Source organism: Pseudomonas sp. B21-040, from assembly GCF_024748695.1.
Taxonomy (GTDB): domain Bacteria; phylum Pseudomonadota; class Gammaproteobacteria; order Pseudomonadales; family Pseudomonadaceae; genus Aquipseudomonas.
In genome coordinates, this window is the sequence record NZ_CP087176.1 from 5845400 (window position 1) to 5866657 (window position 21258).

The window sequence follows — 21258 nt, forward strand, 5'->3', positions numbered from 1 at the left end:
AACGATCAGAGTAAACGTTACTTACGGGGTTTGATCCGCGCCGTCGCTTCGGCCACCAGCGGATCGTCCGGCCAATAGTGCTTCGGATACCGCCCCTTCAAATCCTTCTTCACATCGGCATAGGTGCTGCGCCAGAAGTTCGCCAAATCCTGCGTCACCTGCACCGGGCGCCGCGCAGGCGACAGCAGGTGCAGCTTGACCACTTGCCGGCCACCGGCAATGCGCGGTGTCTCGGCCAGGCCAAACAGTTCCTGCAAACGCACCGCCAGAATCGGTGGCTGTTCGCTGTAGTCCAGACGAATCGAAGAACCCGACGGTACGCTCAGATGATGCGGCGCCTGCTCATCCAGCCGTTGCGGCAGCGGCCACGGCAGCAGGTTGTGGACGATGCTCGACAAGTCCAGATTGGCGAAATGACTCAGTCGCGAGACTTTGCCCAGATACGGCATCAGCCACTGTTCAAGATTTGTCAGCAGGGCGACGTCGCTGACATCCGGCCACTCACTGTCGCCCTTGCCGGCAAGGTCCAACTGGCGCAACAACGCGACCCGCGCCTGCCACTGACGCAGCTCCGGCGTCCATGGCAACAGCTCCAGGCCTTTGCGCCGCACCAGGTTCACCAAAGCCTGGCTGCGAGCGGTTTCATCAAGGCCGGTCAACGGTTCGCGGCTGAGGATCAACTCACCCACCCTGCGCTGACGCTCGGCGCGCAACACGCCTTCGCGCTCGTCCCAATCCAGTTGATCGACGTTGCGCACTTGCTCGGCGAGCACCGTGTCGAACAGTGCCGGATCGAAATCCGCCGCCAGATAAATTCGCTCTTCACGCTGGCCCTGACGACTGCCGAGATCGGCGATCACCAGCCACGGTTGCTTCATCAAACTGTCCGCTTCGGCGAACAGCGCCGCACGGCCGTTGGCCAGGCGATATTCCGCGCCACCGGCCCGTCGTTGCTGGGCCACGCGGTCGGGATAGGCCAGCGCCAGCAACGCACCGAGCCAGCGTGAATGATCGGGATCGCTGACCGGTTCCGACGCTTTGCCGCGCAAATAACCACGATATTGCCGCGCCAGTTGCCGGGCGCGCTGAACACCGCCCTGCGCCCCCCGCGCGGCTCGCTCTTCGCCGGACAACAACACCAGACGACTGTGCAGATCCGCCCCGGCACCGCGCAAGATATCTCGCTCGCCGAGCAATGCCGCGACATCGCAGGCCATGTCGGCCAAACCGAGCGCCTGCCCGCGCAACAGCAAATGCGCGATGCGCGGATGCGCCGGCAGTTCGGCCATGGCCTGACCGTGACGGGTCAATGCGTCGCCATCCAGCGCGCCCAGACGATCCAGCAAATCCTGCGCCTGTGCATAAGCAGCGGCCGGCGGTACATCCAGCCAAACCAACTGACCCGGTGTCACGCCCCAGCGCCCCAGTTGCAACGCCAGGCCCGCGAGATCGGCCGAGAGAATTTCCGCACTGGCATACGCCGCCAGTTGTTCGTGTTGATCCTGCGACCACAGGCGATAACACACGCCCGGCTCCAACCGCCCGGCCCGGCCTGCGCGTTGAGTGGCACTGGCTTTGGAAATGCGCTGGGTATCGAGGCGGGTCATGCCGCTGCCGGGGTCGAAACGCGGCACTCGCGCCAACCCGGCATCAATGACCACGCGCACGCCATCGATCGTCAGGCTGGTCTCGGCGATGTTGGTCGCCAGCACCACTTTGCGTTTGCCTGCGGGTGCCGGGTCGATCGCGGCTCGCTGCGCGGCCAGGTCCAGTTCGCCGTGCAATGGGCAAAGCAGCACCGGCGTGTTGTCGCCCAGCGCATCGGCCAATTGTTGATGGACTCGACGGATTTCCGCTTGCCCCGGCAGGAACACCAGAAGGCTACCGGTTTCATCGTTCAAGGCCTCGAGGACGGTTTGCACCAGGCGCGGCTCGATGAACTCACCTGACTGAAACGGCCGGCCCCAGCGCATCGCCACCGGGTACATGCGCCCTTCACTGCGCAGGATCGGCGCGTCGTCCAGCAACCCGGCCAGGCGTTCGCCTTCCAGGGTTGCGGACATCAAGAGGATTTTCAGCGGTTGATCGTCGCGAAACAACTCCCGGCCATTCAGGCTCAGGGCCAACGCCAGGTCAGCGTCGAGGCTACGTTCGTGGAATTCGTCGAAGATCAGCAAACCCACGCCTTCCAGCGCCGGGTCATCTTGCAGGCGCCGCGTGAGGATGCCTTCGGTGACCACTTCGATGCGGGTGTTGGGCCCGACTTTGCTGTCCAGCCGAATCCGATAGCCGACGGTTTCACCGACCTTCTCGCCCAACTCACTGGCCAAGCGCTCTGCCGCCGCCCGCGCCGCCAAACGACGCGGTTCAAGCATCAGGATGGTCTGCCCGGCCAGCCAGGGCTCATTGAGCAAGGCCAAGGGCACGCGCGTGGTTTTACCGGCACCGGGCGGTGCTTCGAGCACGGCTTCGTGGCGTGTCGCCAAGGCTTCACGCAGGGCGGGTAAAACTTCATCAATCGGCAAAGAATTCATGCTGGCTCCCAAACAGAGCGGCGAGTATAACGACGAACTGCTCGGTGTTTGTCGCGGTCCTAATTCATAACAACGATGCTTCGTTTTCCAGATGACTCAGGAGTTTTTCCATGCGTGTTCCCTTTCGCTTGATTGGCGGTGTATTGGTCGCGACCCTGCTGACCCAGGTTACGGCGTGCGGCTCGATTTTCTATCCCGATCGCCGTGGGCAAATTGACGGCAAGATCGACCCGGCTGTCGCGGCGCTGGATGCTGTGGGCCTGCTGTTCTACATCATCCCCGGCCTGATCGCCTTTGCCGTGGACTTCGCCACCGGGGCGATCTATTTCGAGCCGGGCAAGACCGCGCAGGTTGCACCGGAAAAACTCAAGGAAGCGATCGGCGCCGACGGCAAGGTCGATAATCACAAGTTGCAGACTATTCTCGAAACAGAATTGGGCCGCAGCTTTCCGCTGGACGACCCACGCCTGATTCAACACAAGGGCAGCGCCCAGCAACTGGCCATGTTCGGCCTGCAACCTGCCGCGTAATCGATGCCCCCAAAGGAAAATGCCGCCCCTATGAATTCCAGCTCCGAACACGCCCGCCTGCTGCGGCTGGCGACCCGTGCCTCGGTGGCGGTGGCCTGTACGCTGATCGTCGCCAAAGGCATCGCCTGGTGGTTGAGCGGTTCGGTGAGCATGCTCGCCGGATTGACCGACTCGACGCTCGACGGCGTCACCTCGCTGCTCAACTTGCTGGCGGTGCATTACGCCTTGCGCCCGGCCGATGACGATCACCGTTACGGGCATGGCAAGGCCGAGTCGCTGGCGGGCATGGCTCAGGCGCTGTTCATTGGCGGCAGTGCGGTGCTGATCGCCCTGCAGGCCTTTGATCGGCTCCAGCATCCCGTACCGGTGGAAGCGCCGTGGATCAGCATCGGGGTGATCGTGTTTTCCCTGGTGCTGACGCTGGCATTGCTGATGCTTCAACACCGGGTGGTCAAGGCGACGGGCTCCAACGCGGTGCGTGCGGACTCGCTGCATTACCGTTCGGATCTGCTGCTCAACGGCAGCATTCTGGTGGCACTGGTGCTGGCCGGGTTTGGCTGGCATCAGCTGGATGCGTGGTTTGGCCTGGGCATTGCCATCTACATTCTGTGGAGCGCGATTCAGATCGCACGGGAAAGTTTTACGGTGTTGATGGATGAAGAACTGCCGCCCGAAGTCAGCCAGCACATGCTCGAACTGGCCTGCAGTGTGCCGGGGGTTTTAGGGGCGCATGACCTGCGCACGCGGATTTCCGGCAACCAGTGGTTCGTGCAATTGCACCTGGAGTTGCCGGGAAGTTTGACGCTGTCTGTCGCCCACGGCATCAGCGACCAGGCGGCCGATGCGATTCATGCCGCCTACCCGAAAGCCGAAGTGCTGGTGCACGCCGACCCGCAGGAAGTGGTGCTGGCCGCCAAGGCTCAGAACGTGACCTGATAACCGCGACTGCCGAGGCAATTGCCCTCGGCTTGTCGGTAGGCCTGGACCACCGCTGAGTCCGGTTGGTAGGTAGCGGTTCGCGGGTCGAAGCCACTCTGCTGCACCGCGTATTGGTAGCACTCGTAACCGTCTCGACTGATCTGCTCCGGCGACTGCCCGTTGGCCGGATACGCCTCCACGTCATAACTATTGCTGGCCGGTTGTTGCGCTTGCGGGCCTCCAACCGGAGGCTCGACCACCATGTAATCCTGAGTGCTCTCCTGATAGGCGTAATACGAGCCGGCCGCCAGAAACAGCATCGACCCGCCAATCAAGACTTGCTCGGCATAGTCAGGCAAATAGCTGACACGAATCCCGCGCGGCGGTTGCACCACGACATAGTGCGGCCCCAGCGGGCGATACCAGTAACCGCCGGAATAGAAGTAATCCATGCCACGGTAAGGCACGCGGTATTCGCGGTCTGGAAAGCGATCAATTTCCTGACCCGGACGGTATCGCGGCCCTGGTCCCCAGCCATTGCCATGCCCCGGCGGACGACCGCCCTGCCAGTGATTGTCATTGGTCGGCGCACCGGTGTAACCATTCCAGTGCTGGTTGTAATCGTTACGCCGAGGCACATCCTGATAGTAACCACGCTGCGGTGGCTGGGTCTGGCGCACGGTGTCGGGGCGGCTGTGGATCGGCGGGTCAATCGGCAGGTCATTCGCTGGCAATTGCGGCGGCGGTGGCGGCGAGCGAACCCGGCTGTTGAAGTCCGGCGCAGGATGGTTCTGATTTTCCCGCTGGCCGTTATTTTGACCCTGACCGTTGTGCTCGAACTGGCGGCTGTTGTCGCCACGAATGATGTCGTTGTTCTGCGGGTGCGGCTGATTGTTACCGCCATGCCCCTGACCGTTGCCCTGATGACCGCCGCCCTCATGCTGCCCGCCTTCGGGACCACGGTTTTGTTGATCATCGGCCAGTGATTGCGCAGTGACTCCGACACACAACAAACCAACACCGGCCAAACGCCAGATGCGCGACTTCATGCTTTTCCTCACTACGGGTTAGGGCCTGTACGTAAGACTGGGAAAGTTCAGGCCGGTTCTGAAACAGGTTATCAGTCGCGAAACTTATTTATTGAGGGCTGTGCAGAAATCGCAGGCAAAAGAAAAGGGAGACCCGTCGGCCTCCCTTTGAGAACTTCGTCCGTGCTCGACGCTTATGACGTCGGCTCACCTCACCCCGTCTTCTGGACAGTGTGCAGCTCGGGGGCCGGCACATCCCCGGTGGGGGTGGCGGCCGCGGCTGGCCTGATTGGGCGAGCCGCTGTGGACTGTTTGTCCGAGCAGTGATTCTGGTGATAAGAATAGGCCTGGGGCGCCGGCAGAGGATTGCGAAGATTGCTCAAATAAACATCACTTGCGCAATTTTTAACCTTGGATAGATAATCTGCCGCAATAGTTACGACAAAGGCCTCATTGATGAGCAAACTCGACCGATACGACTTGAGCATTTTGGCGGAATTGCAGCGTGATGCGCGCATCTCCAACCAGGAGCTGGCCGAACGCATCGGCTTGTCCCCCTCGCCTTGCTCGCGCCGGGTCAAGCAACTGGAGGACGACGGCTACATCACCCGCCAGGTCGCCCTGCTGGACCGTAAAATGCTCGGCTTGAGCCTGACGGCTTACGTGCTGATCGGCATGGACCGGCACACCCCGGAACGCTTCGAGAACTTCGAAGCGGCGATTCGTACATTGCCGCAAGTGCTGGAATGCAGCCTGGTGACCGGGATGGACGCCGACTATCAGCTCAAGGTGGTGGTGCCGGACATGGATCACTATCAGAAGTTACTGCTGGGGCACCTGACCCGGATTGAAGGGGTCACCAGCGTTCGTTCGAGCTTTGTGCTGAACCAGGTACTCAACAGCACTGAATTGCCCCTGACTCATCTGCGTAACTGAAGACGCTATCGCGAGCAAGCTTTGCTCCTACAGATCTGGTGCGGATTCGTGGCAGATGCAAACCCGTAGGAGCATGGCTTGCCCGCGATGGGGCCGGCACAGGCGACGAATAGCTGCGACACACCGCCGCAGGTCAATACTGTACGCAGCCAGCGAGGCGTATACTCCCCGCGCCCTTTTAGCCCCGCCCGCGCTGGAGATGTTCGATGGATCCTGCAGTATTTGAAGAGTGGATGATGACTGGCCTTGTCAGCATTCTGATCATTTTCATGGGTTTCATCGTCTGGGATCTGGCGAAGAAGTCCAAGGCCGGGCGCTTTGGCTCGTTCATTCTGTTCTTTGTACTGGGTCTGGGCGTGGCCGCGTTCGTGATCAAAAGCGTGGTGATCGGCCTGATTGAATCCGGCACGTTATAAACGCGCCGGCACTTCCTTCCACTGGCCCTGATCGAGCCCTTCGATCGTCCAGTCGCCAATTCTGACCCGCACCAGACGCAATGTCGGCAAGCCGACCGCTGCCGTCATGCGCCGCACCTGACGATTGCGCCCTTCACGAATCACCAGCTCCAGCCAGCTTGTCGGCACACTCTTGCGAAAGCGCACCGGCGGGTTGCGTGGCCACAGCTCCGGTTCTTCCAGTTGCCGCGCCTCGGCCGGCAAAGTCATCCCGTCGTTAAGTTCGACGCCGTCACGCAAACGCTGCAACTGCTCGGCACTCGGCTCGCCTTCTACCTGCACCCAATACGTCTTGGCCAGTTTGTGTTTCGGATCGGCAATACGGGCTTGCAACTGACCGTCGTTGGTCAGCAGCAACAAGCCTTCGCTGTCGCGGTCCAGGCGTCCGGCCGGGTAAATCCCCGGGATCTCGATGTAATCCTTGAGCGTCGCCCGCCCTTCGCCGTCGCTGAATTGCGTCAGCACATCAAACGGTTTGTTGAACAGGATCAGCTTCGGCTCGGCCGGCGGCGCCTTGGCGACACGGCGCGGGGCTGAGGAAGGAGTATTCGCGCCAGGACGGCGAGGTGCGGGACGTTGTGGACGAGGCATGGGGAAAGGAACATCTAACGGTCAGGGCTGCTAATGCTAGTGCCCTGACCGCCAAATGACCATGACAACCGTTAGCGGAACGGCGGCTCGTCGAAGCTGCGCAGCTTGCGCGAGTGCAGCGAGTTGAGCTCGGTACGCAGCAGATCCACCGCTTCGATGCCGATCTTCAAGTGCTGGCTGACCGCACGTTCATAGAAGGCGTTGGCCGAGCCCGGCAACTTGATTTCGCTGTGCAGCGGCTTGTCCGAGACGCAGAGCAACGTGCCATACGGCACCCGCAAGCGATAACCCTGGGCAGCGATAGTGCCACTTTCCATGTCCACCGCCACGGCGCGAGACAGGTTGATCAACGGACGCTCCTGAGCCCAGCGCAGCTCCCAGTTACGGTCGTCGTAAGTCAGTACGGTGCCAGTGCGCAGGCGTTTCTTCAGCTCGTCACCTTTCTCGCCGGTGATGTTGGCCGCCGCTTGCTGCAATGCCATCTGCACTTCCGCCAGCGCCGGTATCGGAATGTTCGGTGGCACGACCCGGTCGAGAATCCCGTCGCGGCGCATGTACGCGTGAGCCAGCACGTAGTCGCCAATGGTCTGCGACTGACGCAAGCCGCCGCAGTGACCGATCATCAGCCAGCAATGCGGACGCAGCACCGCCAAGTGGTCGGTGATGTTCTTGGCGTTGGACGGGCCGACGCCGATATTCACCAGCGTCACGCCATGGCCATCGCTGGCGATCAGGTGATAGGCCGGCATCTGGTAACGGTGCCACACCACACCGGCGGCAATCGCCGATGCTTCGCCGTGGTCCATGCTCTTTTCGATGATCACGTTGCCCGGCAAGATCATGCGCACAAAACGCGGGTCGCTGCGCAATTGCTCCAGGCCATGGACGATGAACTGGTCAACATAGCGGTGGTAGTTGGTCAGCAGGATCCAGGGTTGCACATGACGCCAATCACTGCCGGTGTAATGCACCAGGCGGCGCAGGGAGAAGTCCACCCGCGCGGCGTCGAACAGCGCCAGCGGCAGCGGGTCGGTGTTTTCCCAATCGTACAAGCCATCGGCAATGCCGTCGGTGGCAGCGGACAGGTCGGTACTCGGGAACACCCGCGCCAGCACGGCAGCGGTCACGCCGGAACCGGCCAGCTCATCGCCCTGCTCGACCACGTACGGGTAAGGAATGTTTTGCTGGCTGATACCGACTTCCACGGTCACGGTGAAGTCGTGCATCAACGGCACCAGCTGTTCCAGCAGGTATTTGCGGAAGGCGGCCGGATGGGTGACGGTGACGCTGTAGGTTCCGGGCAGTTGAACCTTGGCGTAGGCGCGCGTGGTCTGCGGGACTTCGCCCTGGCAGTGATAAGTCAGACGCAGTTCGGGATAACGGAACATCGCACGCTGCTCGGCGTCCGGCTCGACACGATCCTTCAGGTATCGCTTGAGCGCCTGATTCAACGCGGTGGTTGCACGATTGTGCAAGAGCGCAAGCCGGTCCACGGCTTGCTCGGCGGTTTGAACGATAATAAAAGCTTCGGTCACGATCAGCATCCTGTGTTCTGACTTGCAGACCTTCATCTTGCCTGCATCGTCGCTTCACGGGAACAGTCGTGTTTGGGCAATACATCAATAGTCAGGCACAGGCAGAACCTGTGGGAGCGGGCTTGCCCGCGATAGCGGTGTGTCAGACACCATTAATGTTGAATGTCAGACCGCATTCGCGGGCAAGCCCGCTCCCACAGGGTTTTGCAACGGTCAAAAACCCTGCGGGGTCGACCGGGCGACGATTGCTTCCACATCCAGCCCACGTGGCAACGCGCCATACACCCGACCGGCCGAACCGAGCCGGCTGACGATAAACGCATCACTGACCGCCGCATTGCCCGCCTCCAGCAACAGCTTGGCCTGAAGCCCCAAGGCAATGTCTTCGGTGAACTGGCGGGCGCGGTATTGAATGTCGCTGGTGTCTTTGAACTGCGCCTGCAATTGCTGGATGTGCGCGGCCAAGCGTTTATCGCCATGACCGTCGCCCAGTTCACTGAACAGCACATCAAGCACACCCGGTTCTTTGGACAAGGCTCGCAGCACATCCAGGCACTGCACGTTGCCGGAACCTTCCCACGTCGAATTGACCGGCGCCTCTCGGTACAGACGCGGCAGGATGCTTTCTTCGACATAGCCAGCGCCGCCCATGCATTCGGCCGCTTCGTTGATCATGGCGGGCGCGCGTTTGCAGATCCAGTACTTGCCCACCGCGGTAACCAGCCGGGCGAATTTGGCTTCGTGGCTATCGTCCAGATGGTCCAGTGCCTTGCCCATGCGCAGGCTCAAAGCCAGGGCGGCTTCACTTTCCAGCGCCAGATCGGCCAGCACGTTTTGCATCAAGGGTTGTTCACTGAGCACCTTGCCACCGACTGTACGGTGGGCGCAGTGGTGACTGGCCTGGGTCAGGGCCTGGCGCATCAGTGCGCTGGAACCGACCATGCAATCGAAGCGGGTCATGGCCACCATTTCAATGATGGTCGGAACACCCCGCCCTTCTTCGCCGACCATCCAGGCCAGCGCCCCGCGAAATTCCACTTCGCTGGAGGCGTTGGAGCAGTTGCCCAATTTGTTCTTCAAGCGCTGGATGTAGAACTGATTGCGCGTATCGTCCGGCCGGTGGCGCGGCAGCAGGAAACAGGTCAGGCCCTTGTCCGTTTGCGCCAGGGTCAGGAAGGCATCGCACATCGGTGCCGAGCAGAACCACTTGTGCCCCACCAACTCGTAAGCCTGCCCCGGACCACTGGCGCCCACCGGATAGGCCTTGGTGGTGTTGGCGCGCACGTCGGTGCCGCCCTGCTTTTCGGTCATGGCCATGCCGATGGTCACACCGGCCTTGTGCGCCATGCCAACGTTGCGCGGGTCATATTCGGTGGCGAGGATTTTCGGCAGCCATTGATCGGCCAGATCCGGTTGCAGGCGCATCGCCGGAACGCTGGCGAAGGTCATGGTCAAAGGGCAGCCACTGCCGGCTTCGGCCTGGCTGTGCAGATAACTCATGGACGCACGGGCCACATGCGCCCCTGTCTGCGGATGCGCCCAGGGCAACGAGGTCAGCCCGTGTTCGACGGCGGTGCGCATCAATTGGTGATAGGCCGGGTGGAATTCCACCAGGTCGATGCGATGACCATAACGGTCATGACTGACGAACACCGGTTTGTTCTGATTGGCCAGGAACCCGGCGTCCATCAGTGGCCCGCCCGCCAAGGCGCCATAGGCGTCGATCCGCGATTCGGCCCAACCGGCCCCGAAACGCCGCGACCATTCCTGCAGCGGAAGGTCGATGCGATAGAGGTTGGTACCGTCCAGCGACGGTGGCTGGTTGGTGACTTCGTGGGTTTCAGCGAACTGATGCAGGTTCATGACGGGGGCTCCTTTGGGTCAGCCAAGGGGTTCAGTTAAGCACTGCCCCGAGGCTGAACAAAGTGGCATATCCGCCTAACTGTCGGCGCTTTCGCCCTGCCTTGGACACAGCACCCGACGATAGAGCGCGGCCTGCAAGTCCTCGAATTTCACCGGTTTATTCAGGTAGTCGATCATGTCACCGGTCGGGCAGCGTTCACGATCAACACTCAGCGCCACCACGAACACCGGCAAATGAGCACAGCCCGGCAAGGCGCGGATCTGGCAGCACAGGGAGATACCGTCCAGCGGTGGCAACTGACAATCGACCAGCACCGCATCAAAGGTTTCAAGCTGCAACTGGTCGAGGGCGGCCAGACCGTTGTCGGCCGAACGCACCCGGAACCCGAGCTTGAGCAACATGCCGCGCATCACCAACTGATTGACGCTGTTGTCATCCACCAGCAACACGTTGCAATCCTTTGGCAAGCGCAACCCCGGGACCTCGCGATTCATCGACGGTAAGGCCGGGCGTTCCACGACAGTCACTTCTACGTCGACATCCAGCTGGAAACGACTGCCACTGCCGGGTTCGGAGCGGTGAGTCAGGCGCCCACCGAGCAATTCGACCAGTTGCCGACAAATCGCCAACCCTACGCCCAAACCGCCATATTCGCGGGTCATCGAACCGTCGAGCTGGAAGAAACGCTGGTACATGGTCGCCTCTCCCAGATCGGTAAAACCGATGCCTGTGTCGATCACTGCAAACGACAACGACAGGCGTCCGTTTTCCACCGGCTTGCCCGTCACCCGTAGCGCCAGCCCGCCGACCCGGGTGAACTTGATTGCGTTGTCCAGCAGGCATTCCAGGCATTGCGCCAGCTTTGCGCTGTCGCCGTGCAGGCGATCCGGCAGTCCGGGCGTGACGTCGACTTTGAAATCCAGCGACTTGCTCGATGCGTTGCCCTCGAACTGCGCCCGCAAGCCATCGACCACACCCCGCAAGCTGAACGCCGCCGGGGTGGCCTTGAGCTTGCCGGCCTGCAATTCGGTCAGCGTCAGGATGCCGTTGACCATGCGCATCATGTCCCGCGCCGAACCGGCAGCGGTTTGCTGGTATTGCTCCAGCTCAGGGTCCATCTCGACGGTCTGCATCAACTCCAGCGAACCGATCACGCCGTTCATGGGGGTGCGCAATTCGTGGGTCAAGGTGGCAAGGAATTCATCCTTGAGCTTGTTACTGTGAGCCAATTGCTGGTTCAACACTTCGAGCTTTTGCCCCGCATCAAACAGCGTTTGTGCTTGCTGCTCGCGCATGGCGTTGATGCGATCGGCCAAGGCCAGCGACAGCAGTGCGACTTCAATCGCCGAGCCGATCTGGCTTGAATACATGGTCAGGAACACGTTGGGCAGATAACCCAGCACCATCATCGTGTTGACGATGCCACCGAGCAAAAACGCCGACCAGGCAATGATGAAATACCGCGCCACACGCAGGCCGCGCAACCAGGCACACAGCCCGGCGGCAAAAATCACCACGGTGAAGGACAAGGCCAGGGCGGTGGCCAGGCGCAAGGCCAGGGCATAGCTGGCCATCAACGACAACCCGATCACCGTCGCGCTGAATGCAATCAAGGCCAGCAACAAGCGATCGAGCCAGCGACCATAGGACCCGGTCTGCAAGAAGCTTCGAGCAAACTGACTGCCGAACAGTCCGGCGCAGCCGATGAAGAACGGTGTTGCCGCGTTGGCCCACCAAGGATTGTCCGGCCAGAAATACTCCACGGCCGCGCCATTGACCGACAGTTGGTACAGACCGAACGAGGCGATGTAGAAGATGTAATAGAGATAGCTGGTGTCACGCACGCTCAGGTAGATGAACAGGTTGTAAACCAGCATCCCCAACAACACGCCGTAGATCAGCCCCAGCACATAAAGCCGCACGGGCTGCTCTTCGAGAAAAGCGGTGCTCGACCACAAGGTCACCGGTGCCTGGATGGAGCCTTCGCTTTGCAGGCGCAGGTACACCGTTTGTGCCTGGTCAGGTGTGAAGTTCAAATCGAACAGGTAGTTGTTCTGGCGGATCTCACGCGTGGCAAACGGCAAGGCATCGCCCGTCTGCCGGGCCAAGCGATAGTCACCGCCGGCATCGGGCAAGTACAGATCAAGGTGATCGAGCGGCGGATAGGCCAGTTCAAGAAGCCAGGTGCGTTGTACTGACGGGTTGGTCGGACGGTAATGCAGGTCGATTTTCAGCCAGAACACTGAACGCGAGTACCCGGCGTTAAGGGTGGCTTTATCGTGGGGTTTGAAGTTTCCAGCTGCAGCTTGCGCACGAACATCGGCGATGGTCGCCTGACCGCCCGCGTCTTCGTACACCTGCATGACTCGGCCCAGGGGAAGGCTCTGGGTAGATTCATCGAACTCGATGGCGCTCGCCATGAGGGGCAAGCAAAGCAGCAACATCAGCAAATAGCGCATTTAAGCCCCAGCGTGGCCTGTCCGGTTATCTCAGGAAGCCCCTCATTCCCTTTGAGTAGACGTAAAACCGGCATTACCTGTTATTGGTTTGGATCCACTCTAGCATAGCCGTTGATGGCCATTGAACACCATTGAATTTTTTTCGCAGAGGCTCTAGCACGGGCGTTCCAGCGACAAATTTTGCGCAAAACCAGCTTGATTGGTCAGGCTGTATCAATGCATCGGCCGTTTTACACATTCCTGTAGCAGCTGGCGAAGCCTGCGTCCGGCTGCGCAGCAGTCGTTAAACCTGAATTCGCGGTCTGTCTGATTGACCGCGTTGTCTGGGTTTACGACTGCTGCGCAGCCGGACGCAGGCTGCGCCAGCTGCTACAAGTCCGTCTCATGACTCGCTGGTCGACTGGTGGTAAGCTCGCGCACCATGAATATCTACAGCTCTCGCCCCGTTGTCCTCTGTCTCTCCGGCCACGATCCAAGTGGTGGCGCCGGCTTGCAGGCAGATATCGAAGCCTTGCTCGCGCAGGGTTGCCATGCGGCCCCGGCCGTCACCGCCCTGACCGTGCAAGACACGGTCAACGTCACTGACTTCCGCGTCCTCGACCGTGAGTGGGTGTTGGCCCAGGCCAATGCCGTGCTCAACGACTCCGAAGTCGCCGCCGTCAAACTGGGCATGCTCGGTTCCCTGGAGATGGTCGACACCGTGGTCGAACTGCTTCAGGCGCACCCGCACCTGCCGGTCGTCTGCGACCCGGTGCTGCGCGCCGGCGGTGGCGGACGACTGGGCAAGGACGAAGTCGGCTACGCCATGCGCGAACGCCTGCTGCCCCTGTCCATCATCGCCACCCCTAACCTTCCCGAAGCGCGCATCCTCGCCGAACTGCCAGAAGGCACGGCCGACGAATGCGCCGAAAAACTGTTGCCGTTCGTCAAACACCTGCTGATCACCGGCGGTCATGGCGACGAACACGAAATCCACAATCGCCTCTACAGCCGCGACGGCCACCGCGAAACCTTTACCTGCCAGCGCTTGCCCGGCAGCTATCACGGTTCCGGTTGCACGCTGGCCAGCGCGTTGGCCGGTCGTCTGGCCCTGGGTGAAAACCTCGCCAGCGCCGTGCAGACCGCGCTTAACTACACATGGCGAACCCTGCGTGATGCGGAGCAACTGGGCAAAGGCCAGTTCGTGCCGCGCCGCCTGCCTCTGGATTTCTGTTCGTAACTTTTGATGCGTAAAGCGCCGAGGCTTGTCCGATGAAACTACGTGGCCTGTACGCCATTACCGATAGCCAGTTGCTGGCCGGTAAATTTCTTTCGTACGTGGAGGCGGCGCTGGAAGGCGGCGTCACCTTGCTCCAGTACCGCGACAAAAGCAGTGACGAGGCCCGCCGATTGCGTGAAGCCGAAGCACTGCGCGATCTGTGCGATCGCTACAAGACCCAGTTGATCATCAACGACGACGCCGAACTCGCTGCCCGCCTGAACGTGGGTGTGCACCTGGGACAGACCGATGGTCCGCTGTCTCCGACCCGCGCCCTGCTCGGTTCCAAGGCAATCATCGGTTCGACCTGCCATGCGCAACTCGAACTGGCCGAACAAGCCGCCAAAGAAGGTGCGAGCTACGTCGCCTTCGGCCGCTTCTTCAATTCGAACACCAAACCCGGCGCACCCACTTGCAGCCTTGACTTGCTCGACCAGGCTCGCCGCACATTGCACCTGCCAATCTGCGCGATTGGCGGCATCACCCTGGAAAACGCCGCCCCGTTGGTGGCCCACGGGGTTGATCTACTGGCGGTAGTCCACGGCCTGTTCGGCGCCGAGAGTGCGGCTGAAGTGACACGCCGTGCCCGCGCCTTTAACGAACTACTTAAAATCTGATTTGAGAGCCCGACCATGTCTCGTTCCGAAACCCTGTTTGCCAATGCCCAGAAACACATTCCCGGTGGCGTGAACTCGCCTGTGCGCGCGTTCAAAAGCGTCGGCGGCACCCCGCTGTTCTTCAAACACGCTGAAGGCGCCTACGTTACCGACGAAGACGACAAGCGCTATGTGGATTACGTCGGCTCCTGGGGGCCGATGATTCTCGGCCATAGCCATCCGGACGTGCTGGACGCGGTGCGCAAACAACTGGCACACGGTTTGTCCTATGGCGCCCCGACCGCGATGGAAACCGAGATGGCAGACCTGGTCTGCTCGATCGTGCCGTCGATGGAAATGGTGCGTATGGTCAGCTCCGGCACCGAAGCGACCATGAGCGCGATCCGTCTGGCCCGTGGCTTCACCGGCCGCGACAGCATCATCAAGTTTGAAGGCTGCTACCACGGCCACTCCGACAGCCTGCTGGTCAAGGCCGGCTCTGGCGCGCTGACCCAAGGCGTACCGAGCTCGGCCGGCGTGCCGGCAGCCTTTGCCAAACACACCTTGACCCTGCCGTTCAACGACATCAACGCGGTAGAAACCATGCTCGCCGAAGTCGGCCAGGACGTGGCGTGCATCATCGTTGAGCCAGTGGCCGGCAACATGAACTGCGTACCGCCAGCGCCAGGCTTCCTCGAAGGCCTGCGGACACTGTGCGACAAGCACGGCGTAGTGCTGATTTTCGACGAAGTGATGACTGGTTTCCGCGTTGCCCTCGGCGGAGCCCAGGCTTACTACGGCGTAACGCCGGACCTGAGCACCTTCGGCAAAATCATCGGTGGCGGCATGCCCGTTGGCTGCTTCGGCGGCAAACGCGAAATCATGCAGCACATTGCGCCGCTGGGCCCGGTGTACCAGGCCGGCACGTTGTCGGGCAACCCGCTGGCCATGGCCGCCGGCCTGACCACTTTGCGCTTGATCAGCCGTCCGGGTTTCCACGCCGAACTGACCGACTACACCACGCGTCTGCTCGACGGCCTGCAACAACGCGCCGATGCCGCGGGCATTCCGTTCGTGACCACGCAAGCCGGTGGCATGTTCGGCCTGTATTTCAGTGGCGCCGACGATATCGTGACGTTCGATGACGTGATGGCGAGCGATGCCGCCCTGTTCGGCCGCTTCTTCCACTTGATGCTCGAAGGCGGGGTTTACCTGGCGCCGAGCGCGTTCGAAGCCGGCTTCACCTCGATCGCTCATGGCGAAACCGAGTTGAAACTGACACTGGACGCTGCCGAGCGTGCATTCGCCGCATTGAAATAACGTTTTGCTGCTGACGTTGGCGACTGCCGACGTCAGCTTTCACCTACATCCGCACTGTTATTCCGACGCTTGCGCTAATAATCCCCCGCAAATTGGGCGATATATTCCCCACGCAGCAGAAAAACGAGTAAAGACTTTGTAAGGTTGGCCCTGCTTATTTCATAATGCGCGCTTATTGGATCCCCTCGATGGGTCCGCGCGCCCTTCAGAGGTAAGTCGATTCTCATGAACCGCACCGGCCGCGCCCTTGCAATGGGCTGCCTGTTGCTCCTTCAGCCCCTGCTCGCGCTCGCACAAGCAGGCGGCAACTCGTTGTTAATCCCAGCGATGGGTCGCTGCACCCTCAATACTCAGCCGCAAGACCTGACGCAAGCGCTCGCCGCCTGCCAAAAAGCGTCGGATGAAGGGGATGCGCAAGCGCAATACGAGTTGGGTGAGTTCTACTACGAAGGCAAAAACGCGCCACGCGACCTCAATAAAGCCCTCAGCTATTTCGAAAAAGCCTCGCTGCAAGGCCATGCCCAGGCGCAATTCAAACTCGGCACCATGTTCTTCCATGGCGAAGGTGTGCCGGCCAATAACGTCCAGGCTTACATTCTGCTGAAAATGGCGGCGGTCAACGGCGCTGAAGAGGCGCTGGACACCGCCGACGAAGTCACTGAGAAAATGCCGCGCGAAGAGCTGGAAGTCGCCACCCAGGTACTGGGGCAAATTTTCCGTAAATACCTGATGGAATTGCAGAGCGCCGATGGGCGTACGCCGTTTTCGCCTCTTCCCTGATTTCTTTACCGACCTCTCTGACGCAATCGCGGGCAAGCCTTGCTCCTACAAGAGCAGTGGTGAACCTGTAGGAGCAAGGCTTGCCCGCGATTGTGTCACCTCGGTTTCAATGCCTACTTTTCAGGCATCGGCATCGGAAACGGCATGACATTGCCGACCGCGCCACGGGCTTCGCTGATTTTCGGCGTACCCAGACGCTCTACCTCATCGATGCGCACAATCGAATGCATCGGCACAAAGCTGCGCACAACGCCTTCAAACTGAGCCTTGAGCTTCTCTTCGCTCGGATCGACGACCACTTGCGTGCGCTCGCCAAAGACGAACTCTTCCACTTCCAGAAACCCCCACAGATCACTTTGGTAGATCTGCTTGGCATACATTTCGTACACCTGGCCCTGGTTGAGGAAAATCACCTTGTAGATTGGGGCTTCACGTTTGGTCATGGCGGGCGGGCAACACATCGGGGATAAAAATGAGGGCGCGAACTATAGCATAGCCACCGGACGCACAACGGTAGGAACCTTGGGACATGTTCCCTATAATGCGCGGTTCTTTGAATCACGTGATGACTGTATCCATGGCCAAGAAGCTTTACATCGAAACCCACGGTTGCCAGATGAACGAGTACGACAGCTCGCGCATGGTCGACTTGCTGGGTGAACACCAGGCCCTGGAAGTCACTGCTCGCGCTGAAGATGCCGACGTGATCCTGCTCAACACCTGCTCCATTCGCGAACGCGCCCAGGACCGGGTGTACTCCCAGCTCGGCCGCTGGCGTGAACTGAAACTCGCCAACCCTGAAATGGTGATCGCCGTCGGCGGTTGCGTGGCCAGTCAGGAAGGCGCCGCCATCCGCGATCGTGCCCCGTACGTCGACGTGGTGTTCGGCCCGCAAACCCTGCACCGCCTGCCGGAAATGATCGACGCTGCTCGCGCCACCAAACTGCCGCAAGTCGACGTCTCGTTCCCGGAAATCGAAAAATTCGACCATTTGCCAGAACCGCGCATCGACGGTCCGAGCGCCTATGTCTCGGTGATGGAAGGCTGCAGCAAGTACTGCACGTTCTGCGTGGTGCCGTACACCCGCGGTGAAGAAGTCAGCCGCCCGTTCGACGACGTGATTGCCGAGATCATCCACCTGGCCGAAAACGGCGTACGCGAAGTGACGCTGCTGGGTCAGAACGTCAACGGTTATCGCGGCACCACCCATGACGGTCGCCTGGCCGATCTGGCCGAGCTGATTCGTGTCGTGGCCGCTGTCGATGGCATCGACCGGATTCGCTACACCACGTCGCACCCGCTGGAGTTCTCCGACAGCCTGATCCAGGCCCACGCCGATGTGCCGGAACTGGTCAAACACCTGCACTTGCCGGTGCAGTCGGGTTCGGACCGGATTCTCGCGGCAATGAAACGGAACCACACCGCGCTGGAATACAAATCCAAACTGCGCAAGCTGCGGGCCGCCGTGCCGGGCATTTGCATCAGTTCGGACTTCATCGTCGGCTTCCCGGGCGAAACCGAGAAAGACTTCGAACAAACGATGAAGCTGATCGAAGACGTCGGCTTCGACTTTTCCTACTCGTTCGTCTACAGCCAGCGCCCGGGCACCCCAGCGGCCGACCTGGCCGACGAGACGCCGGAAGAGCTGAAAAAAGAGCGACTGAATGCCCTGCAACATCGCCTGAACCAGCAAGGTTTCGAGATCAGCCGACAAATGGTCGGTTCGGTCCAGCGGATTCTGGTCACCGACTATTCGAAAAAAGACCCCGGCGAGCTGCAAGGCCGGACCGAGAATAACCGTATCGTCAACTTCCGCTGCGACAATCCAACGCTGATCGGACAGTTCGCCGACGTGCACATTGACGCCGCACAACCGCACTCGCTGCGGGGCTCGCTGATCCAGTAACACTGCGCATCACTGTAGAAGCCGAGCTTGCTCGCGATGGCGCCAAGTCAGACAACTTAAAGGTTGAATGCCAGACAGCCATCGCGAGCAAGCTTTGCTCCTACGGGGCGGTGTTTGAAAATGGGATATTTAAGAGCTTTCGCACCCAAGCCACTGGCGTTATCCTTGATTTCATCTTAATTGCCCCAGGGCGGCTAAATACGACCTTGAACGCACCCATAGAACCGCATCGTTTCATCCTCGAGCCCTTTGAGGCTCGCCGCTTCGCCAATCTGTGCGGGCAATTCGACGAGCATTTGCGCTTGATCGAACAGCGCCTGACCATCGAGATCCGCAATCGCGGAAACCAGTTCGAATTGATCGGCGAGCCCAAACACACCACCTCCGCGGAAAACCTCCTGCGCCGCCTGTACCGGGAAACCAAAGGTACCGAGCTGTCGCCGGACATGGTTCACCTGTTCCTGCAGGAATCGGCCGTCGAAGAGCTGGATAACCACTCCCCTGCCGAACCCTCCGTCGCACTGCGCACCAAAAAAGGCATGATTCGCCCTCGTGGCTTGAATCAAGTGCGCTATGTGAAGGAAATTCTCGGTAACGACATCAATTTCGGCATTGGCCCTGCCGGTACCGGCAAGACCTACCTGGCCGTTGCCTGCGCGGTAGACGCGCTGGAGCGTGAACAGATTCGCCGCATCCTGCTGGTGCGCCCGGCGGTTGAGGCGGGCGAAAAGCTTGGCTTCCTGCCCGGCGACTTGTCGCAGAAGATCGACCCGTACCTGCGCCCGCTCTATGACGCGCTCTACGAAATGCTCGGCTTCGAACACGTCGCCAAGCTGATCGAGCGCCAGGTCATCGAAGTTGCGCCGCTGGCTTACATGCGCGGTCGCACGCTGAACAACAGTTTCATCATCCTCGACGAAAGCCAGAACACCACCGTCGAGCAGATGAAGATGTTCCTGACCCGTATCGGCTTTGGGTCCACCGCGGTCATCACCGGCGACATCACCCAGGTCGACTTGCCGAAAGGCACCAAGTCCGGGCTGCACCATGTGATCGAGGTGCTCAAAGACGTGCCGGGCATCAGCTTCACCCATTTCATGCCCAAGGACGTTGTGCGCCATCCACTGGTGCAGCGCATCGTCGAAGCCTACGAGCGCTTCGAAAATCGCGTGACCGAAGAAGCCCCGAAGGACAACCGCCGCGATGCTTGAGCTTGATCTGCAACTAGCGACACAAGCGTCTGCCCCCAGCGAAGCCGAGTTCCGCCAATGGTGCGAACTGGCCCTGCGCCAGCGCACTGCCGATTCGGAAATGACCATTCGCCTGGTCGATGAAGAAGAAGGCCGCGAACTGAATCACACCTGGCGGCAAAAGGATTACGCCACCAACGTGCTGTCGTTCCCCGCCGATGTGCCCGACGAGTTTCTGGACATCCCGTTGCTGGGCGATCTGGTGATCTGCGTGGCCGTGGTCGAGCGCGAAGCCGCCGAGCAAGGCAAGGCACTCAAGGCCCATTGGGCACATCTGGTCATTCACGGCTGCTTGCATCTGCTGGGTTACGACCATATAGATGACGACGAAGCCGAAGAAATGGAAGCACTGGAACGAACGTTGCTTGCAGAGTTGGGCTATCCCGACCCTTATGCGGACGACGAAACCGAAACATCCCCTATCGTTACAACAAAGGATTCAGAGTAATCGCTATGAGCGAAGATCGATCGAGCAACGGGCAGAAGTCTTGGCTGGGTAAGCTCACCCAGGCTTTTGCCCACGAGCCGAAAAACCGTCAGGAGCTGCTGGAGCTCCTGCGCGATGCACACCAGAACAAGTTGCTGGACAGCGAAGCGCTGGCCATCGTCGAGGGCGCCATCCAGGTTGCAGACCTGCAAGTACGGGACATCATGGTCCCGCGCTCGCAAATGGTCAGCATCAAGGCGACCCAGACACCTCGCGAGTTCCTGCCTGCCGTGGTTGACTCGGCCCACTCCCGCTACCCGGTGATCGGCGAAAGCCACGATGACGTGATGGGCGTGTTGCTGGCCAAGGACTTGCTGCCATTGATCCTCAGGGAGAACGGCGACAGCTTCAACATCAAGGACCTGCTGCGCCCGGCTACCTTCGTGCCCGAGTCCAAGCGTCTTAACGTGCTGCTGCGTGAGTTTCGCGCCAACCACAACCACATGGCCATCGTCATCGACGAGTACGGCGGCGTGGCTGGCCTGGTGACCATCGAAGACGTGCTGGAGCAAATCGTCGGCGACATCGAAGACGAGCACGACGTCGAAGAAGACAGCTACATCAAGCCGCTGCCCAGCGGTGACTTCCTGATCAAGGCCCTGACGCCGATCGAAAACTTCAACGAGTTCTTCGACAGTGAATTCTCCGACGATGAGTTTGATACCGTCGGTGGTTTGGTGATGAGCGCGTTCGGGCACTTGCCAAAGCGCAACGAAATCACTGAAATCGGCCCTTATCGTTTCCGCATCCTGAACGCCGACAGCCGTCGAATTCACTTGCTGCGCCTGACTCCAATTGCCCGTTAAGGACT

Annotated in this window: 19 protein-coding genes; 12 read left to right on the top strand and 7 right to left on the bottom strand. The window is 60.4% G+C overall.

Annotated features, from left to right (window positions below; all coding sequences use genetic code 11):
* Positions 1 to 17: 17 nt before the first annotated feature.
* Positions 18 to 2534, bottom strand: a complete 2517-nt coding sequence (gene hrpB / locus LOY55_RS26765; protein ID WP_109786335.1) for an ATP-dependent helicase HrpB — start codon at positions 2532 to 2534, stop codon at positions 18 to 20.
* A gap of 110 nt (positions 2535 to 2644) precedes the next feature.
* On the opposite strand from hrpB, the gene LOY55_RS26770 reads away from it, so the two are divergent.
* Positions 2645 to 3064 (top strand): hypothetical protein, encoded by a 420-nt coding sequence (locus LOY55_RS26770; protein WP_046028688.1) that lies wholly within the window; start codon positions 2645 to 2647, stop codon positions 3062 to 3064.
* Between the two features lie 30 nt (positions 3065 to 3094).
* Positions 3095 to 4000 (top strand): cation diffusion facilitator family transporter, encoded by a 906-nt coding sequence (locus LOY55_RS26775; RefSeq protein ID WP_077431215.1) that lies wholly within the window; start codon positions 3095 to 3097, stop codon positions 3998 to 4000.
* On the opposite strand, the gene LOY55_RS26780 is transcribed toward LOY55_RS26775, so the two are convergent.
* Positions 3985 to 5031 (bottom strand): DUF6515 family protein, encoded by a 1047-nt coding sequence (locus LOY55_RS26780; protein ID WP_109786336.1) that lies wholly within the window; start codon positions 5029 to 5031, stop codon positions 3985 to 3987. The genes LOY55_RS26775 and LOY55_RS26780 overlap by 16 nt on opposite strands.
* Before the next feature lie 435 nt (positions 5032 to 5466).
* Here LOY55_RS26780 and LOY55_RS26785 point away from each other — a divergent pair, with 435 nt between their 5' ends.
* Both LOY55_RS26785 and LOY55_RS26790 read left to right on the top strand, forming a co-directional pair.
* Complete coding sequence (locus LOY55_RS26785) at positions 5467 to 5946, top strand: Lrp/AsnC family transcriptional regulator (RefSeq protein ID WP_030129517.1); 480 nt, start codon at positions 5467 to 5469, stop codon at positions 5944 to 5946.
* Positions 5947 to 6152: 206 nt separating this feature from the next.
* The gene (locus tag LOY55_RS26790; RefSeq protein ID WP_007937369.1) at positions 6153 to 6362 is read left to right on the top strand and encodes a DUF2788 domain-containing protein; all 210 of its coding nucleotides are present in this window, start codon (positions 6153 to 6155) and stop codon (positions 6360 to 6362) included.
* Here LOY55_RS26790 and LOY55_RS26795 read toward each other — a convergent pair.
* The 4 genes from LOY55_RS26795 to LOY55_RS26810 form a co-directional block, all read right to left on the bottom strand.
* On the bottom strand, positions 6357 to 6992 hold the full coding sequence (locus LOY55_RS26795) for a pseudouridine synthase (protein WP_223525600.1): 636 nt from the start codon (positions 6990 to 6992) through the stop codon (positions 6357 to 6359). The genes LOY55_RS26790 and LOY55_RS26795 overlap by 6 nt on opposite strands.
* Positions 6993 to 7063: 71 nt before the next feature.
* A complete protein-coding gene (gene amn, locus LOY55_RS26800; protein ID WP_175648968.1) occupies positions 7064 to 8563 on the bottom strand; it encodes an AMP nucleosidase in 1500 nt (499 codons plus the stop codon).
* Between the two features lie 177 nt (positions 8564 to 8740).
* A complete protein-coding gene (locus LOY55_RS26805; protein ID WP_223525601.1) occupies positions 8741 to 10390 on the bottom strand; it encodes an acyl-CoA dehydrogenase family protein in 1650 nt (549 codons plus the stop codon).
* Between the two features lie 75 nt (positions 10391 to 10465).
* On the bottom strand, positions 10466 to 12850 hold the full coding sequence (locus LOY55_RS26810; protein WP_223525602.1) for a hybrid sensor histidine kinase/response regulator: 2385 nt from the start codon (positions 12848 to 12850) through the stop codon (positions 10466 to 10468).
* 421 nt (positions 12851 to 13271) lie between these two features.
* Between LOY55_RS26810 and LOY55_RS26815 the strand changes: the two genes are divergently transcribed.
* The 4 genes from LOY55_RS26815 (at position 13272) to LOY55_RS26830 (ending at position 16804) form a co-directional block, all read left to right on the top strand.
* On the top strand, positions 13272 to 14069 hold the full coding sequence (locus tag LOY55_RS26815) for a hydroxymethylpyrimidine/phosphomethylpyrimidine kinase (protein ID WP_109786339.1): 798 nt from the start codon (positions 13272 to 13274) through the stop codon (positions 14067 to 14069).
* A gap of 32 nt (positions 14070 to 14101) precedes the next feature.
* A complete protein-coding gene (gene thiE / locus LOY55_RS26820) occupies positions 14102 to 14725 on the top strand; it encodes a thiamine phosphate synthase (RefSeq protein ID WP_223525603.1) in 624 nt (207 codons plus the stop codon).
* Between the two features lie 15 nt (positions 14726 to 14740).
* The gene (hemL, locus tag LOY55_RS26825) at positions 14741 to 16024 is read left to right on the top strand and encodes a glutamate-1-semialdehyde 2,1-aminomutase (protein ID WP_046028706.1); all 1284 of its coding nucleotides are present in this window, start codon (positions 14741 to 14743) and stop codon (positions 16022 to 16024) included.
* A gap of 225 nt (positions 16025 to 16249) precedes the next feature.
* Positions 16250 to 16804, top strand: coding sequence for a tetratricopeptide repeat protein (locus tag LOY55_RS26830; RefSeq protein WP_077431210.1), 555 nt, complete (start codon positions 16250 to 16252; stop codon positions 16802 to 16804).
* Positions 16805 to 16917: 113 nt separating this feature from the next.
* Here the strand turns inward: LOY55_RS26830 and LOY55_RS26835 are convergent, their stop codons facing one another.
* Positions 16918 to 17247: a DUF1820 family protein gene (locus LOY55_RS26835; protein ID WP_007894425.1), complete on the bottom strand. Its 330-nt coding sequence runs from the start codon at positions 17245 to 17247 to the stop codon at positions 16918 to 16920.
* A gap of 134 nt (positions 17248 to 17381) precedes the next feature.
* On the opposite strand from LOY55_RS26835, the gene miaB reads away from it, so the two are divergent.
* From miaB to LOY55_RS26855, 4 genes are all read left to right on the top strand, one after another.
* Positions 17382 to 18710, top strand: coding sequence for a tRNA (N6-isopentenyl adenosine(37)-C2)-methylthiotransferase MiaB (gene miaB / locus LOY55_RS26840; protein WP_019581336.1), 1329 nt, complete (start codon positions 17382 to 17384; stop codon positions 18708 to 18710).
* Between the two features lie 206 nt (positions 18711 to 18916).
* The gene (locus tag LOY55_RS26845) at positions 18917 to 19921 is read left to right on the top strand and encodes a PhoH family protein (protein ID WP_046028708.1); all 1005 of its coding nucleotides are present in this window, start codon (positions 18917 to 18919) and stop codon (positions 19919 to 19921) included.
* Positions 19914 to 20408, top strand: a complete 495-nt coding sequence (gene ybeY / locus LOY55_RS26850) for an rRNA maturation RNase YbeY (protein WP_109786341.1) — start codon at positions 19914 to 19916, stop codon at positions 20406 to 20408. Before LOY55_RS26845 ends, ybeY begins: the two co-directional genes overlap by 8 nt.
* Positions 20409 to 20413: 5 nt before the next feature.
* A complete protein-coding gene (locus LOY55_RS26855) occupies positions 20414 to 21253 on the top strand; it encodes an HlyC/CorC family transporter (RefSeq protein ID WP_046028710.1) in 840 nt (279 codons plus the stop codon).
* The last annotated feature ends 5 nt before the right edge of the window (positions 21254 to 21258 follow it).

Excerpts from the sequence above, each read along its gene's own strand:
- amn (WP_175648968.1), bottom strand. The coding sequence starts at position 8,563 with ATGAAGGTCTGCAAGTCAGAACACAGGATGCTGATCGTGACCGAAGCT.
- miaB (WP_019581336.1), top strand. The coding sequence starts at position 17,382 with ATGGCCAAGAAGCTTTACATCGAAACCCACGGTTGCCAGATGAACGAG.
- LOY55_RS26810 (WP_223525602.1), bottom strand. The coding sequence starts at position 12,850 with ATGCGCTATTTGCTGATGTTGCTGCTTTGCTTGCCCCTCATGGCGAGC.
- hemL (WP_046028706.1), top strand. The coding sequence starts at position 14,741 with ATGTCTCGTTCCGAAACCCTGTTTGCCAATGCCCAGAAACACATTCCC.
- LOY55_RS26795 (WP_223525600.1), bottom strand. The coding sequence starts at position 6,992 with ATGCCTCGTCCACAACGTCCCGCACCTCGCCGTCCTGGCGCGAATACT.
- LOY55_RS26830 (WP_077431210.1), top strand. The coding sequence starts at position 16,250 with ATGAACCGCACCGGCCGCGCCCTTGCAATGGGCTGCCTGTTGCTCCTT.
- LOY55_RS26785 (WP_030129517.1), top strand. The coding sequence starts at position 5,467 with ATGAGCAAACTCGACCGATACGACTTGAGCATTTTGGCGGAATTGCAG.
- LOY55_RS26790 (WP_007937369.1), top strand. The coding sequence starts at position 6,153 with ATGGATCCTGCAGTATTTGAAGAGTGGATGATGACTGGCCTTGTCAGC.
- LOY55_RS26855 (WP_046028710.1), top strand. The coding sequence starts at position 20,414 with ATGAGCGAAGATCGATCGAGCAACGGGCAGAAGTCTTGGCTGGGTAAG.
- hrpB (WP_109786335.1), bottom strand. The coding sequence starts at position 2,534 with ATGAATTCTTTGCCGATTGATGAAGTTTTACCCGCCCTGCGTGAAGCC.
- LOY55_RS26775 (WP_077431215.1), top strand. The coding sequence starts at position 3,095 with ATGAATTCCAGCTCCGAACACGCCCGCCTGCTGCGGCTGGCGACCCGT.
- thiE (WP_223525603.1), top strand. The coding sequence starts at position 14,102 with ATGAAACTACGTGGCCTGTACGCCATTACCGATAGCCAGTTGCTGGCC.
- LOY55_RS26770 (WP_046028688.1), top strand. The coding sequence starts at position 2,645 with ATGCGTGTTCCCTTTCGCTTGATTGGCGGTGTATTGGTCGCGACCCTG.
- LOY55_RS26835 (WP_007894425.1), bottom strand. The coding sequence starts at position 17,247 with ATGACCAAACGTGAAGCCCCAATCTACAAGGTGATTTTCCTCAACCAG.
- LOY55_RS26805 (WP_223525601.1), bottom strand. The coding sequence starts at position 10,390 with ATGAACCTGCATCAGTTCGCTGAAACCCACGAAGTCACCAACCAGCCA.
- LOY55_RS26815 (WP_109786339.1), top strand. The coding sequence starts at position 13,272 with ATGAATATCTACAGCTCTCGCCCCGTTGTCCTCTGTCTCTCCGGCCAC.
- LOY55_RS26780 (WP_109786336.1), bottom strand. The coding sequence starts at position 5,031 with ATGAAGTCGCGCATCTGGCGTTTGGCCGGTGTTGGTTTGTTGTGTGTC.
- ybeY (WP_109786341.1), top strand. The coding sequence starts at position 19,914 with ATGCTTGAGCTTGATCTGCAACTAGCGACACAAGCGTCTGCCCCCAGC.